Genomic DNA, 15,200 nt, shown 5'->3' on the forward strand with positions numbered 1-15,200 from the left:
CACCCCGCCCCCCTCCCGCCGGTACAGCAGGAACTGCAACAGGAAGTCAACCAGGCTGAAGGCCGCGAACGTCCGCTCGGGTCCATCGAGCGCTTCGCCTTCTACGAAGCAGCCAAGAAAGCGTATTGCGTGATCGCCACCGGCGAGCGCCGCTTCTACGGCTGCTTCCTGCTCAAAAAAGGTGTGTTGCCACCGGAGGCGTGAGCATGACTTCCCTCTCGCACAAGACCGGCGTGGCCGTGCTGGGCATCTACGTGGCCGACCTCGCTTTCCGCGCACCGGGCATGCCCGGACTGGGCCAGACCATCGCCGGCACCGGCTTCGCCATGGGGCCCGGCGGCAAGGGCTCCAACCAGGCCGTGGCCGCTGCGCGCGTCGGTGCGCCGGTGCGCTTCATCTCGGCCATCGGCAAGGATTCCTTCGGTGATTTCGCGCTTTCGCTGTGGCGTCAGGAAACCATCGCGCCGCACGTGCGCGTGATCGAGGATGCACCCACCGGGGCGGCCTTCATCTACGTCAACGATGCCAGCGGCGACAATGCCATCATCGTGGTGCCGGGTGCCGCCTCGCAACTGTCCACCGAGGATGTGGAACGCGAACACCAGGCCATCGAAGCGGCCAGTGTCTTCGTCACCCAGCTGGAACAGCCGCCCGAGGCTGCGCTCACCGGCCTGCAGATCGCCCGGGCGGCGGGCACCACCACCGTCTTCAACCCGGCACCGGCGCTGGACTTCCCGCCGCAGATCTATGGCCTGTGCGATTTCATCACACCGAATGAACATGAAGCGGCACTGCTGACCGGTATCGAAATCCACACCGTCGACGATGCCCGCCGTGCTGCCGACGTGCTGCTGGAACGCGGCGTGGGCTGCGCCCTCATCACGCTGGGCGCGCAGGGTGCCTTGCTGCACAGCCGCTCGCAATCGCTGCATCTGCCGGCCCTGTGCGCAGGCACCGTGGTGGAGACCGCCGGTGCGGGCGACGCCTTCAACGGCGCCTTCGCCGCCGGACTGGCCGAAGGCATGAGCGCAGAACAGGCCGCACGGCTGGCCACGGCGGTGGCGGCCATTTCGGTCACCCGGCCCGGCACCGCCCCGTCCATGCCCAGCCGCCAGGAAGCGCTGGCGCTGCTGCAGGCCAACGCCGGCGCGCTGGCGCAGGCGCAATGACATTCTCCCGCAAGGTGAACCGACCATGAAACTGAAGATCTCCGACCCGCAACTGCTGTTCCTGCTGGTCATCAACCTGGCCATCCTGCTGGTGGCCACCGTGTTCTCGCGCGGCGACTTCCTGGACCTCTACAACTTCCAGTCCATGGCCAGCCAGTTGCCTGAACTGGGCCTGCTGGCCATCGGCGTGGCGCTGGCGATGATCTCGGGCAATGGCGGCATTGATCTTTCCGGCATCGGCCTGGCCAATCTGGCCGGGGTCGTGGCCGCAGCCACCATGCCGTTGCTGGTGGCCGCGCCCGATGCGGCACCGTGGACCTATACCCTGGGCTTCATCGCGGTGGCGCTGGTCACCGGACTGGTGGGCGGTGCACTCAACGGCTGGCTGATTTCGCGCGGCAATCTGACGCCGATTCTCTGCACGCTGGGCACGCAGATGATCTTCACCGGACTGGCCGTGGTGCTGACCAATGGCTCCAGCCTGCGCATCAGCGTGGTCGATCCGATCTCGGCCATCGGCAATGAATCGTTGCTGGGCGTGCCCATCCCCTTCATCATCTTCGTCGCGCTGCTGCTGGGCGTGGGCTGGCTGATGCGCTACAGCCTGTTCGGCATCAAGCTCTACCTGCTGGGCACCAATGCGCGCGCAGCACGTTACGCGGGCATCTCGCAGAATCGCCTGCGCTTTGCCACCTACACCTTGAGCGGCGTGCTGGCCTCGGTGGCCGGCGTCATCATCGCCGCACGCACTGCCAGCGTGAAGGCCGACTATGGCAACTCCTACCTGCTCATCGCCATCCTGATCGCGGTGATGGCCGGCATCCGTCCGCAGGGCGGCTACGGGCGCATGGTCTGCCTGTTCTTCTCGGCGCTGGCGCTGCAGTTGCTGTCATCGACCTTCAACCTGCTGGAGATTTCCAACTTCTTCCGCGACTGCGCCTGGGGCTTGCTGCTGCTGTGCTTCCTGGCCTCGGCGCGGGTCAGCTGGCGTGATTTTTTCCCGAATTCAAAGGCGCAATTGCGCAAGTCTTGAACAGCACCCCGCCTGTCAAGATCCATCCACATAGTGGGGAAACTGGAGACATGATGAACAAGAAATCGGCTTGCGTACTGGGTTCGGCTCTGGCAGCCATCGGCTTTGCCAGCGCGCTGCAGGCGCAGAACAAACCCATCGATATCGTCACCGTGGTCAAGATCACCGGCATCAGCTGGTTCAACCGCATGGAAGTGGGCGTCAAGGAATTCGCTGCCGCCAATCCCGGCGTGACCACGCGCCAGATCGGCCCGGCCCAATCGGATGCAGCCCAGCAGCAACGCCTGGTGGAAGACCTGGTGGCCAAGAAGGTCGATGCCATCGCCGTGGTGTCGATGGATCCGCCGACCCTGGAGCCGGTCTTGAAGCGCGCCCTGGATCGCGGCATCAAGGTGGTCACCCATGAAGCCGACAACCAGAAGAACACCCTGGTCGATATCGAAGCCTTCGACAACACCGCCTATGGCGCACGCCTGAATGACCGCCTGGCCGCCTGCATGGGCGAGACCGGCAAGTGGTCGTCGCTGGTCGGTTCGCTGGGCAGCCAGTCGCAAGTGCAGTGGGCCGATGGCGGCGCTTCCAATGCCGCCAAGAAGTATCCCAAGATGACCCTGGTGGATGCCAAGAACGAATCGGCCAACGATGCCGAGAAGGCCTACGCCAAGGCCAAGGAAATCCTGCGCAAGCATCCTGACATCAAGGGCTTCCAGGGTTCGTCGTCGCTCGACGTGCTGGGTATCGGCCGCGCCGTGGAAGAAGCCGGCCTGCAGGGCAAGGTCTGTGTCTATGGCACCGGCCTGCCGAGCGAAGCGGCCAAGTTCCTGGAGTCGGGTGCCGTGGGTGGCATCGCCTTCTGGGATCCGAAGGATGCCGGCCTGGCCATGAACAAGGCCGCCATGATGCTGGTGCAGGGCAAGAAGATCACCGACGGCATGGACCTGGGCATTCCCGGCTACAACAAGGTCAGCGTCAAGAAGGGGCCGGGCGTGGGCGTGATCGTCACCGGCCAGGCCTGGGTCGAAGTGGACAAGAAGAACTACAAGCAGTACGCGTTCTGATCGCGGCCTGATCAGACCCACCGGACATCCGCCGCGCGCCCGCATCATCATCCCGGCCACGGCGGATCTCCTTCGTCATCGCGTTGGACTATGAGCACTCAAGACACTTCCCGCCCCGACGGTGCGCCTGCCCAGGAATTCCTGCGGCTGCAGGGCATCCACAAGCGCTTTGCCGGGGTGCACGCCCTGCGCGGCATCGATCTCACCATCCACGCCGGCGAGATCTATCACCTGCTGGGCGAGAACGGCTGCGGCAAGAGCACCATGATCAAGATCATCGCCGGGGCCCAGCCGCCCAGCGAAGGAGAAATCTTCATCCAGGGCGAACGCGTGGCCGAACTCACGCCGCTGGCCTCGCTGTCGCTGGGCATCGAGACGGTGTATCAGGATCTCTCGCTGCTGCCCAACATGAGCGTGGCCGAGAACGTTGCCCTGAGCGCCCAGCTGGTGCGCCATCAGGGCCGGCTGGCACGCCTGTTTGATCGCGGCGCCCTCAACGACACGGCGGCGCGCGCACTGCGCGCGGTCAATCTGCCGGCCACGGCGGCGTTTCTCGATACGTGCGTGGACGAGCTGCCCATCGCCACCCGCCAGTTGATCGCCATCGCCCGCGCGATTGCCACCAGCGCGCGCATGGTGATCATGGATGAACCGACTACCTCGCTCACCCAGAAGGAAGTCGATGCGCTGGTCAAGGTCATCAACGGCCTGCGCGCCAATGGCGTGGCGGTGCTGTTCGTGAGCCACAAGCTCGATGAATGCTTTGCCATCGGCGGCCAGGCCATCGTTTTCCGCGATGGAGAAAAAGTCGCGCAAGGACCGATCCAGACCTTCACCAAGGCCCAGCTGGGCCAGCTGATGACCGGCAAGCAGTTGAGCGAGGAGCGCTATCGCGTCGACGCCCAATTGCAGAAGGCCCGCCTGGAAGTCACGGCCCTCACGCGCCGCGCCGCCTTCGAGGACGTCAGCTTCACCTTGCATGAAGGCGAGATCCTGGGCATCACCGGCCTGCTCGATTCGGGCCGCAATGAACTGGCGCTGGCGCTGGCCGGGGTCGAACCGGCGCATGGCGGACAGATCGTGCTGGACGGACAGCGACTGTCGCTGCGCGCGCCCGGCGATGCGATCACGCATGGCATCGGCTACGTACCCGAGGATCGCATCAGCGAAGGCCTGTTCCTCGACAAATCGATTCGCGACAACATCATCACCACCATCCTGCGCAAGATGCGCGGCAAGTTCGGCGCACTCGATGCGGCGGCCTGCCAGCGCTTCTCGGTGGACACGGTCAGGCAATTGCAGATCGCCACCCCGGATGTGGATCGTCCGGTGCAGTCGCTCTCCGGCGGCAACCAGCAGCGCGTGCTGATCGGCCGCTGGCTGGCCATCAATCCGCGCGTGCTGATCCTGCACGGGCCGACGGTGGGCGTGGATGTGGGTTCCAAGGACATCATCTACCGCATCATCCAGGACCTGGCAAAACAGGGCATGGGCGTCATCCTCATCAGCGACGACCTGCCCGAGCTGCTGCAGAACTGCGACAACCTGCTGCTGATGAAGCGCGGACGCATCGTGCGCTGCTTCGAGGTGGAGGGCTTGTCCGAGAGCGACCTCGCGCACGACCTGGTCTCCGAACAAAGCCACGAACATTGAGAACCGAGCATGGATGCAAGTACTTTGACCCGCCAGAACGCCCACACCGACACCAGTCCCGCCCTGCCCCCGCGCAGCGCGGCTGCCAGCCTGGGCGCGCTGCTCAAGAAAAACCCTTCTCTGTTCACCTTCGTCCTGATCCTGCTGGTGGTGGTGACGGTGGCCCTGATCAATCCCGCCTTCTTCCAGCTGGCGGTGCTGTTCGACATCGTGCGCGCCTGCACCACGCTGGGCCTGTTTGCGCTGGGCGTGATGATCGTGCTGGCCGCCGGTGGCATCGACGTCTCCTTCGCGGCCATCGCGGCGCTCACCATGTATTCCATCACCAAGGTGGTGATGACGTATTTCCCGGAGACGCACATCGCCGTCATCCTGCTGGCCGGTGCGGTCGGCGGCACCGCGCTGGGTGTGCTCAACGGGCTGCTGGTGGACTGGCTCAAGGCGCCCTCGCTGATCGTCACCATCGGTACCCAGTATCTCTATCGCGGCATCCTGCTGACCTTCGTCGGGACCGTGTTCTTCATGAACGTGCCGCATGCCATGGACCAGTTCGGCAAGCTGGCCCTGGCGCGGCATGACACGGCCAGCGGCCTGCACGCCGTGCTGCCCGCCACCGTGCTGGTGCTGGTGCTGGCCAGTGCGCTGACCTGGTGGCTGCTCAACAAGACCCTGATGGGGCGCGCTGTCTACGCCGTGGGCGGCAGCCTGGCCATCGCCGAACGGCTGGGCTACAAATTGCGTTCGGTGCATCTGTTCGTGTTCGGCTATGCCGGTTTCCTGTCCGGACTCGCGGGCATCGTGCACGTCTCCAGCACGCGCCTGGCCAATCCCTTCGACCTGGTGGGCAGCGAGCTGGATGTGATCGCCGCCGTGGTCCTGGGCGGTGCGCGCATCACGGGCGGCCATGGCAGTGTGGTGGGTACCCTGCTGGGCGTGCTGCTGGTGACCCTGATCAACAACGTGCTGATCCTGGCCGGCGTGCCCAGTACCTGGCAGAAAGCCATCATCGGCGGCTTCATCGTGCTGGCGGGTGCGGTGTTCGCGCTGCGGCGGGAGAAGTAGAATTTCCCGTTAAAAATACTCACCAATTCTCGCGCCCATCTTTTTTAAAAAATATTTTCAAATCACTGCATCCAGATCGGTTCCTCGCGGGTAGTACCTCATGTCAGCCCCGTTGTCGCGCATGCGGCGGCGGGCTGCACGAGACAACCATCCATTTCAAGAAACAAGGAGCCCATCATGCAAACTGCCATCCTGTCTACCCGTTCCCTCCGTATCGCCCTGCCCCTGGCCGCGGCCCTCACGCTGGCGGCCTGCGCGCCCATGTCGACCATGTATTCGCAGGACAGCCTGCCGGACGCCGTCAAGGTCCCGGCCGGCAACAAGGTCGTGCTGCAGACCGTGGGCGTGGGTGAGATCCTCTATGAATGCCGCGCCAAGAAGGACATGCCCGGCCAGTTCGAATGGACCTTCGTCGGCCCCGATGCCGTGCTCAAGGATCGCAGCGGCATGCAGGTCGGCCGCTACTACGGCCCGCCGGCCACCTGGGAGAGCAGCGACGGTTCCAAGGTGACCGGTGCGCAGGTCGCGGTGGCCCCGGCTGGCACCGGCAATATCCCGCATCAGCTGGTCAAGGCCAATCCGGCTACCGGCATGGGAGCGATGACGCAGACGACCTATATCCAGCGCGTCGCCACCAAGGGTGGCGTGGCGCCGGCTGATCGCTGCGACATGGGTTCGGCGGGTGCCAAGCAGAAGGTGGGCTATCAGGCCGACTATATCTTCTGGAAGGCTTCCTGATGCGAGCGTAATCCACGCCATAACCTCGCTATAATCCAGGTCACCCCGGCCGGACGTTCCGGCCGGGCAACCTGCGACCGGAGCCTGATTTCGCGTGACTGACGTCCCCGCCTCCTTCGATCATGAAGCCGCCCTGCTGGCCTGCGCGCGCGGCGAGCGCCGTGCATTGCAGGCGCTTTACGAACACGAGGGCCGCTATCTGCTGGGGGTGGCCTTGCGCATCGTGCGTGATCGCGCACTGGCCGAGGACGTCCTGCATGACGCCTTCCTCAATCTGTGGAACCGCGCCGCCAGCTTCGACCCGGCGCGCGGAGCGGCACGCGGGTGGATCTACACGGTAGTACGCCATACGGCCCTCAATCGCATCCGCGCCATGCAGCACGAAGTCTCCGCCGGTGATGACCTGGAAGAACTGGCCGACCGCGCCGAGCCCGCCGTGGATGCACCCGAGTGGCAAGCCGACCTCGGCCGGCTGGACGAGTGCCTGGGCCAGTTGAGCGATGCCAAACGCGCCAGCATCGTCTACGCCTATGTCGATGGCTGCACCCATGGCGAAATCGCCGAGCGCCTGCAAGCGCCGCTGGGATCGGTGAAGGCATGGATCAAGCGCGGCCTGGCCGCGCTGCGGGAGTGTATCGGATGAATGCATCACACGATGAACTGCAATGGCTGGCGGCCCAGTACGTGCTGGGCACGCTGCCGCACGCCCAGCGCCAGGCGGTGGAGCAGCGCCTGGCCACGGACGGCGCACTGCGTGCCGCCGTCGATGAATGGGAAACCAAGCTGCATCCCCTGACCGCACTGGCCGAGCCGGTGCTGCCATCGGCCAGCCTGTGGCAGCGCATCGAGCGCAGCCTGCCCATGCCGGCCCCGGTACGTCAGCGTGGCGGCTGGCATGCATGGTGGGAGAGCGTGCAATTCTGGCGCTGGAGTACCGGCGCGGCGCTGGCCTGCTCGGTGCTGCTGGCCGTGCTCATGCTGCGTGCCGAGCCGCCCGCCCGTGCGCCGGCCTACATGGTGGTGCTGGTCGCGCCGCAGGACAAGGCCCCCGGCTGGGTGGTACAGACCGGTGGCAGCGGCCGCCTCAACCTGATCCCTCTGGGCGTGGCCACCGTGCCGCAGGAGAAGGCGCTGCAATTCTGGACCAAGGGGGCCAACTGGAACGGCCCGGTCTCGCTGGGCATCGTCAAGCCTGGCAAGACCCAGGAAGTCCCGCTGGACAAGCTGCCACCGCTGCAGCCGGACCAGCTCTTCGAGATCACCCTGGAGCCGGGTACCGGCTCGCCGACGGGCCGTCCGACCGGCCCCATCCTCTACATCGGCCGCGCGGTCAAGGTCACTTCCTGAGACCGGCGCGATGGCGCATGGCGTGAGCCAATCCGCGTGGCAGCGAGGACTGGCGAGATTCGTGGATGGCGCGCATCACTTGCGATGCGCGTTTCTACCGCGCGCTGGGAAATCGCCGCAAAACACGATGCAAAACAATCGCCAACGAAAAAAACCGAATAATGAGACGCGGTTTTAAATTAAGCTTGCGCGAAATAATTACTGTCTCAGCAATGAATCGCAAAGTCTTCCGGCGCGTTTCCTCCTGGAAAAATCTCCTCTGGGCCTGCACCAGCATGCTCGGAGGCGTCTTCCTGGCGCAGCTCGCGCTGACCATTTCGGAGATCCGCCACATCGACGCCTCGTCGATGCAGGCCTTGCAGCGTGCGGAAGACGCCGGACGCGCCACCGCCGATGCGCTGCGCCGGGCCGAAGCGAGTCCCTTCGAGATGTGCTCGGAGGGCGACCTCACCATCCTGCGCAACATCACCTATGCCAACAGCTATGTGGCCGACCTGGGCCGCATCGAGCAGGGCGTGGTGCGTTGTACGGCGCTGTGGGGCAAACTGGACAAGCTCACCCGCCTGCCTGAACCGCACTATCATGCGCGCGGCGGCTTCAGCGTGTGGAGCCATCAGGAAGTGCTGCAGACGCATTACCAGAGCAACCTGGTGGCCCTGAACCGCAGCCTGGCCATCGCCTCGCCCTCGACCTTCGATCTCAATCGTTTCTATCAGGATGTGACGCTGCGCATCACCAACGGCAATGGCACGTACACCTATGCCGAGCGCGACGGCCTGCGCTACAACCCGGCCGGCGCGATGGACCTGCTGCCCGGCATCGACATCACCGAATGCAGCCGCGACATGGCCCTGTGCGCCCAGGCGAGCGCGCGCCTGCACTGGTTTGCGCTGGCCCAGCCCTTGAGTTTTGTGGCGCTGCTGGCGGGCAGTTTCCTGCTGGGTGCGCTGGCCTACCTGATGCATCTGCGCCTGCGCCGCAATCAGGGTGTGGTGGAGAAGCTGCGCGAGGGCATCGCCAATGACGAGATCGTGCTGCTGTACCAGCCCATCGTCTGCGTGCGCGACCTGAGCCTGAAGGGATACGAAGCGCTGGCGCGCTGGCGCCCGGCGGATGAACCCGAGATCGGCCCGGACATCTTCGTCCCGCTGGCGGCGCAAAACCGGCTCAGCACGGCGCTCGCGAAGGTGGTACTGGCGCGTGCGCTGCGCGAGATGCAGGATCTGCTGCAGGCCGATCCGATGCTGGTGCTGGCGGTCAATACCGAGGTGGCCGACATCGAGGATGCGGACTTCATCGAGTTCGCGCTCGAACTGACGGCGGCCACGCCGGGCCTGCGTCCGCAATTGCATCTGGAAGTCACCGAGCGTGCCGACATCCGTTCGGCCACTTTCACACAGAACATCGAGCTGTTGCGCCAGGCGGGCTTTGCGATCTGGATCGATGACTTCGGTACCGGCAGTGCCAATCTGTCGCATCTGTCCTATGCGCAGTTCGACGGCATCAAGATCGACCGGCTTTTCACCAGTGCCTTGAGCACCGGTTCACCGCTGCGCTCGGTGGTCCCCAACCTGCTGCGCCTGGCCACCGAGCTGGAGCTGAAGGTGGTCATCGAGGGCATCGAGACGGAAGAGCAATTGCAGCTCATACGCAGCATCGCACCGCAGATTCATGCGCAGGGCTGGCTGTTCAGCAAGGCGATGGAATTGCGCGAAGTGCTGCAGCAGCGGCAGCCTTATACGCTGGAGGAGTTCGGGTTGGCCGCCTGAATGGCATAGGGTGCCAACGCCCTCTGCACCAACTCCGCCGCCGTACCATCATCACGCAAGCCAAGTCGGCGCGCGATGCGGTCATCAAGTTCGGGATAGCGGCCAAACACCGCCTCCACCGGCTCTTGCGGGGCATAGCGCACAAGGGCATGTCCATCCACGCGATACAAGGCCGAGAGCGTTGCGACCACTTCCTGCATGGATAGCCGCAATACGGGCAAGGCCCAGGTGCGTTCCATGTGGCCCTCGGTATCCAGCAACGGATCCATGACCGCCGCATGCAGCAGGTTCTCCGCACAACGTTGTGCCGACATCCACCACGCAGTGGCCTGCGGTCCGACCGGCAGCGTCACGAACTCGCCCGCCGCCAGCGCATGCAACAGCTCGCTCATGAAGGCCGAGACCAATCCAGAGGCAGCACGCGGACGCGCCACGATGCCCGGCAGCCGCAGCGAACGGCCATCAAGCACACCACGGCGCGTGGCATCGGCCAGCAGGATTTCGCAAGCCCGCTTGTGCGCACCATAGATCAGCGCCGGACGCGTGGGCGTGGCCGGGGTGACCGGGTCCGGCAAGGGCGTCCCATACACCGCGATAGTGCTGGCATACACCACCACCGGCGGCGCACTCCCCGTTGCCCTGCCTTCGGCCAGCAAGTTGAACAGATCCAGCGTGGCATCCAGATTGACGCGGCGACTCAAGGCCGGATCGGCTTCGGCCGCACCGCCCGGCACCGCTGCCAGATGAAAGCAGAGATCGGCACCGAACCGTGCCAGGCGTGACTGCACCTGCGCATCCTGCAATTCACCCTCGATGCATTCGACGGACTCGGGCAGCAAAGGCAAGGTGCGATCCATCGCCGCCAGCCGCGTAATACGCTGTTGGCCGACCTGCCCCACCTGCTGCAGCAGCTGCAGCAGGATCGCGCCGATGAAGCCGCCCGCGCCGGTGACCAGGACCCTCATGCTGCCTGCACCACGCGTTGCTGAACGATACCGAAGGGACCGGGACGGCCATCCTCGTAATGCGCCTGCATGCGCACCTCATCGCCGAAGTGCATGAAGCCGGTACGGATCTCGCCGTGATCGATCTTCTCGATCACGCGCCGTTCGGCGATGCAGGCTGAACCGGCCGCGCGCGCCACGTTGGAGACCGTACCCGAGCCAATGATGCAGCCCGCGGTGAGGCGACGGCTGTGCGCCGCATGCGCGATCAGCTGTCCGAAGGAAAAATTCATTTCACCGCCGTGCGGTTCGCCAAAGCGCGCGCCATTCCATTGCACCTGCAAGCGCATCTGCACGCGGCCATCGCGCCAGGCATCGCCGAGTTCATCGGGGGTGACGGCAATCGGGGCAAAGGCCGTCGAGGGCTTGGCCTGCAGGAAGCCGAAACCGGTCTTCATCTCATGCGGACCCAGTGCGCGCAGGCTCCAGTCATTGAGCTGCACCACCAGGCGCACGGCCTGCAGGGCTTCGTCCGGTGTCGCACCCATGGCGACCGGCCCGACCACCACACCGAACTCGCCTTCGAAATCGATGCCTTCGGCCTCCGAACGCAGCGGCACGTCCTGATGCGGTCCGAGGAGATCATCGCTGGCCCCCTGGTACATCACGGGCACGGTATCGAAATACGGAATCGGCGGTGTCTTGAAGGCTTCTTCCATCAGGCGTCCGTGATTGAGGAAGGCGGACGCGTCCAGCCATTGCGGTGCGCGCGGCAGCGGCGCCATGCACAGCTGCGCATCGAAGGCGATGGCACCATCGGCACGGCCTTCATTGAGGGCCTGATAGCGCTCGGCCAGGGCGGGCGTGACCTCGTCCCAGCGCGCCAGCGCATCGATCAGGGTACGCGCGATCCGCGGCACCGGCAAGGCGGTGGCGGCATTGCGCGCGACCAGTACCAGCGCGCCATCAGGCGTGCCGTCGCGCAGAGTGGCGAACTTCATGGCTTACGCTCCCTTGGCGAGTTGGGCGGCAATGGCCGGGTCATACTCGCCATCGACCAGGATGAACAGCATGCGGCAAGGCTTGCCGGAGCGATTGGCCCAGGCGTGATTGGTGCCACGTTGCACGACCACGCTGCCGGGTTTCAGGGCGACTTCGCCACGATCCAGCACCAGCGTCATCTCGCCGTCGATGACGATGCCGTAGTCCACTGATTCCGTGCGATGCATGAGCGGATGGGGCGAGTCGGTCTGCACGGTGGATGCCGAAGCTTCGCCGATCTGGCTGAAGGCCTCGTGCATCTTGCTGTTGGCGCTGGCGAGAAACTCCTCGGTGTCGGGCGGGATGTCGACGAAGCGCATGCGCGTGCCGCGCTCCGGAGGCGACAGCACCAGTGCTCCCAAGCTGGGATCAAGGCCATTGTCCACGCGCGCGGGCGTGGCGCTGGTGCTCCAGACTTCATGGAACAGCGTACCGGGAATGGCGGCCACTTCGACCACGGTCGGCAGCGGACCGTCGCTGCTGATGATGGATCGGCCTTGCGCATCGTGGCCGGTGACGACGCGGTGTATCGGGGGGAAGGACATCATGGGCTCCGTTGAATCGCTTGCATTGCTTGAATCTGTTGATGGCGGCCTGTGCGGCAGCGGGGCATCAGGTTTCGTCGAAGATCGCGACCGCGCGCGTCCAGCCGGCACTGGCGCCACGGATCTTGTGCGGGAAGCAGCTGATGGTGAAGCCATGCGCCGGCAAGGCTTCGAGGTTGTGCAGTTTTTCCAGGTGGCAGTAGCCGATGTCGCGGCCGGCCTTGTGGCCTTCCCAGATCAGGGACTTGTCGCCGGTCTCGGCTACCCGTTGCGCGGTATAGGAGAACGGTGCGTCCCAGCTCCAGGCATCGGTGCCGGTCAGGCGCACGCCGCGTTCGAGCAGGTACATGGTGGCTTCGTAACCCATGCCGCAGCCGGCACCGAGATAGTCACGGTGACCGTAGCGCGAGCCGGCGCGGGTGTTGACCACGACGATGTCGAGTGGCTGCAGCACGTGGCCGATGCGCTTGAGTTCGGCTTCCACATCGGCGGCGGTGGCCACATAACCATCGGGGAAGTGACGGAAGTCCAGTTTCACGCCAGCCTGAAAGCACCATTCCAGCGGCACTTCATCGATGGTGATGGAGGGGCGCGCGCCGCCATTCTTTGCATCCTGCGTGGAATGGAAATGCCACGGAGCATCCAGATGCGTGCCGTTGTGCGTGGTCAGCGTGACCCACTCGGCCGCTGCGGCCTCGCCATCGGGATAATCCTCGGGCTGCGTGCCGGGCAGCATGGCCATGAATTCGGGCAGGGTGTCGGCATGCTTCTGGTAAGTGATCTTCGGGGCCAGCGGGGGCGGGTCGGAGAGCACGTCGTTTTCAAGATAGATGGACAGGTCGACGAAACGATGACGGCGACGCGTCTGCAGGGATGCGGTCATGCCAGAGCCTCTTGAGGTTGAACGGCGACTGCACGCGGCAGCCGCGAGAAACAGATCGATGCGCCCACGCCCAGCACCACCGCCACCGGACCCAGGCTGCCATAGCCCCAGCCCTGCACCAGCGTGCCACCGAGGATGGGGCCGATGGCCGCACCCGTCATCAGCATGGCGGGAGTGGCAGCCATGGCGCGGCCGCTGCGGTCCAGACGGGCCATGAGGCCGAAGGCGAAGGTATGCGTGAAGATCATCACGGCAGCAAACACCGAAGCCGCCGCCGCATAAGGTGCAAAACGCAACGAACTCATGATCACCACCACCAGCAGCGCCTGCACCAGCGGACCGGCCATCAGCACGCTGCGGGCGGGCAGCCGTTTCTCCAGCAGAGCGGCCAGCGGTGCGGGCAGCAGGTTGACGAAGCCCAGCGCGATGAGCACACCGGTGACCGCTTCCAGCCCGAAGCCGCGATCACTGCCCACACGTTCCAGGAAACTGAACGTCATCGATTGCACCAGCCCCATGCAGGCGATGCCGGCAATGCCATACCAGACCTGGCGCGGCACCGGCTCGCGCGGCTTGGCGACACGCGGCAGGCCATCCGTCTCCGGACGGGGAAACGCCAGGGCACAAGCCAGCGCACCCATGGCCATCACCCCCGCGAAGAGATAGAACAAGGCAGGACCACCCACGCTGGCGATGATCGGCGGTGCACTGCCCAGGAACAGGATGGCAAACACGCCCAGCGCGATACCCACCAGCGCAAAGCCGCGATGCGGATTGCTGCCGCGCGCGATGGTGCCATGCGTGACACTGAGCGAGAGCCCGGTGGTGATGCCGCACGCCGCATGCAGCAAGGCCAGCAGCAGGTAGTGCTGGGTCTGCGCCGCCACGGCGAACAACAGGGCCGAGAGGCAGAAGCCGATGGCCGCCTTCCAGCGCGCCGTCTCGGGATCGAAACGGGGTGCCAGCACGGCACTGGCCAGCACCGCGCCGCCCAGGAAGAGCGAGGCCAGCAGGCCAGCCTGGCGGGCATCGAAGTGGTAATGCGCCACCAGCGTGCCAACCCAGACCGGCAGCGCGACCAGGTCGATCATGCCGGCGCAGTGCGCCAGCATCAGCGCAGCCAGGGCGCGCTTGGAATAGGTCGTGATCATCTTGTCTCCTCGCGTCGTACGCAGATTGCTGAAGCGTTAATCGTTTATATTTTTTATATTGTTTAAAAAACTCAGATCGGCTGGACCAGCGCCGCGTGCGATTCGCGCATGATGCGCGAGTGCTCGTCCTTGTCACCGCCCCCGACCTCGATCTCGCCCAGCCGGGCCGAGTTCTCCACCACCATGCGGCAACGTTCCCAGCGGCGTTCCTCGAAGGCCGACAAGGCCAGCGCTACGGTGCCGTTGCGCGCCAGTTCGTCGGCCAGCACCAGCGCATCCTCGATGCCGATGCAGGCACCGGAAGCCAGGTGCGGCGTGGTGGCATGCACCGCATCACCGATCAGCACGACGCGGCCCTGATACCACGGACGCGGCAGCAGCAAGCCTTCCAGCGGGCGGAAGATGATGCGGGCGTTGTCGTCGAGCTGGTCGCGGATGGTCTTCAAGACCGGGGCGCTGAAGTCTTCCAGCAGGCCGCGCAGGCGCGCCACGAAGGTGGCTGGATCGACGTGGTCGTTGACCGGACGCGGCTCGGTGACGAAGAGGTACATCTCGTCTTTCGACACCGGATTGACGCCGGGCTTGATTTGCGGCCCCATCCACATGGTGCAGGTGGTGATCTCCGCCGGACGCGGCAGGATGGCGCGCCACACGGCCTGGCCGCTGTAGCGCGGCTTGGGTGCGTTGGGGAAAAGATGAGTACGCAGTTTGGAATAGAGGCCATCGGCACCGATCACCAGGTCATAGCGGCGGGTCTGGCCATCGGTGAAGTCGACCTCGACCTCGTCGCCGATCTCGCGCAGCGCC

Annotated in this window: 16 protein-coding genes; 10 read left to right on the forward strand and 6 right to left on the reverse strand. The window is 65.1% G+C overall.

Annotated features, from left to right (window positions below; genetic code table 11):
• The 10 genes from B3873_RS19465 to B3873_RS19510 form a co-directional block, all read left to right on the forward strand.
• On the forward strand, window positions 1-204 hold a 204-nt coding region (locus B3873_RS19465; protein WP_286868371.1), incomplete at its 5' end, for an RbsD/FucU domain-containing protein.
• Between the two features lie 2 nt (window positions 205-206).
• Window positions 207-1,169, forward strand: a complete 963-nt coding sequence (rbsK, locus tag B3873_RS19470; protein WP_286868373.1) for a ribokinase — start codon at window positions 207-209, stop codon at window positions 1,167-1,169.
• A gap of 25 nt (window positions 1,170-1,194) precedes the next feature.
• Window positions 1,195-2,202 (forward strand): ABC transporter permease, encoded by a 1,008-nt coding sequence (locus B3873_RS19475; RefSeq protein WP_286868375.1) that lies wholly within the window; start codon window positions 1,195-1,197, stop codon window positions 2,200-2,202.
• 50 nt (window positions 2,203-2,252) lie between these two features.
• Window positions 2,253-3,260, forward strand: a complete 1,008-nt coding sequence (locus B3873_RS19480) for a substrate-binding domain-containing protein (RefSeq protein ID WP_034331985.1) — start codon at window positions 2,253-2,255, stop codon at window positions 3,258-3,260.
• A gap of 90 nt (window positions 3,261-3,350) precedes the next feature.
• Window positions 3,351-4,913 carry a sugar ABC transporter ATP-binding protein gene (locus B3873_RS19485; protein ID WP_286868379.1) on the forward strand — a complete coding sequence of 521 codons (1,563 nt, stop codon included), beginning with the start codon at window positions 3,351-3,353 and terminating at the stop codon, window positions 4,911-4,913.
• 9 nt (window positions 4,914-4,922) lie between these two features.
• Window positions 4,923-5,975 (forward strand): ABC transporter permease, encoded by a 1,053-nt coding sequence (locus B3873_RS19490; RefSeq protein WP_204724950.1) that lies wholly within the window; start codon window positions 4,923-4,925, stop codon window positions 5,973-5,975.
• A 177-nt stretch (window positions 5,976-6,152) separates the two neighbouring features.
• Window positions 6,153-6,713, forward strand: coding sequence for a DUF3455 domain-containing protein (locus tag B3873_RS19495; protein ID WP_039789139.1), 561 nt, complete (start codon window positions 6,153-6,155; stop codon window positions 6,711-6,713).
• A 94-nt stretch (window positions 6,714-6,807) separates the two neighbouring features.
• Window positions 6,808-7,356, forward strand: a complete 549-nt coding sequence (locus B3873_RS19500) for a sigma-70 family RNA polymerase sigma factor (protein ID WP_276841287.1) — start codon at window positions 6,808-6,810, stop codon at window positions 7,354-7,356.
• The gene (locus B3873_RS19505) at window positions 7,353-8,060 is read left to right on the forward strand and encodes an anti-sigma factor (RefSeq protein ID WP_286868384.1); all 708 of its coding nucleotides are present in this window, start codon (window positions 7,353-7,355) and stop codon (window positions 8,058-8,060) included. The genes B3873_RS19500 and B3873_RS19505 overlap by 4 nt, the downstream gene beginning before the upstream one ends.
• Before the next feature lie 275 nt (window positions 8,061-8,335).
• Window positions 8,336-9,829: an EAL domain-containing protein gene (locus B3873_RS19510; RefSeq protein ID WP_286868385.1), complete on the forward strand. Its 1,494-nt coding sequence runs from the start codon at window positions 8,336-8,338 to the stop codon at window positions 9,827-9,829.
• Here B3873_RS19510 and B3873_RS19515 read toward each other — a convergent pair.
• The 6 genes from B3873_RS19515 to B3873_RS19540 form a co-directional block, all read right to left on the reverse strand.
• On the reverse strand, window positions 9,796-10,794 hold the full coding sequence (locus tag B3873_RS19515) for an NAD-dependent epimerase/dehydratase family protein (RefSeq protein ID WP_286868388.1): 999 nt from the start codon (window positions 10,792-10,794) through the stop codon (window positions 9,796-9,798). The two genes, B3873_RS19510 and B3873_RS19515, sit on opposite strands and share 34 nt — an antisense overlap.
• A complete protein-coding gene (locus tag B3873_RS19520) occupies window positions 10,791-11,774 on the reverse strand; it encodes a fumarylacetoacetate hydrolase family protein (RefSeq protein WP_286868391.1) in 984 nt (327 codons plus the stop codon). The genes B3873_RS19515 and B3873_RS19520 overlap by 4 nt, the downstream gene beginning before the upstream one ends.
• Before the next feature lie 3 nt (window positions 11,775-11,777).
• Window positions 11,778-12,359: a cupin domain-containing protein gene (locus B3873_RS19525; protein WP_286868400.1), complete on the reverse strand. Its 582-nt coding sequence runs from the start codon at window positions 12,357-12,359 to the stop codon at window positions 11,778-11,780.
• Between the two features lie 67 nt (window positions 12,360-12,426).
• The gene (locus B3873_RS19530; RefSeq protein ID WP_034331966.1) at window positions 12,427-13,242 is read right to left on the reverse strand and encodes a cyclase family protein; all 816 of its coding nucleotides are present in this window, start codon (window positions 13,240-13,242) and stop codon (window positions 12,427-12,429) included.
• Window positions 13,239-14,393: an MFS transporter gene (locus B3873_RS19535; RefSeq protein ID WP_286868396.1), complete on the reverse strand. Its 1,155-nt coding sequence runs from the start codon at window positions 14,391-14,393 to the stop codon at window positions 13,239-13,241. Before B3873_RS19535 ends, B3873_RS19530 begins: the two co-directional genes overlap by 4 nt.
• A gap of 71 nt (window positions 14,394-14,464) precedes the next feature.
• Window positions 14,465-15,200 (reverse strand): FAD-dependent monooxygenase (locus B3873_RS19540; RefSeq protein WP_286868399.1); only part of this gene is annotated, 736 nt, incomplete at its 5' end.

Origin of the sequence: Herbaspirillum sp. UBA812, from assembly GCF_002296545.1 — a bacterium.
In the GTDB taxonomy this organism is placed as follows: Bacteria; Pseudomonadota; Gammaproteobacteria; order Burkholderiales; family Burkholderiaceae_D; genus Herbaspirillum; species Herbaspirillum huttiense.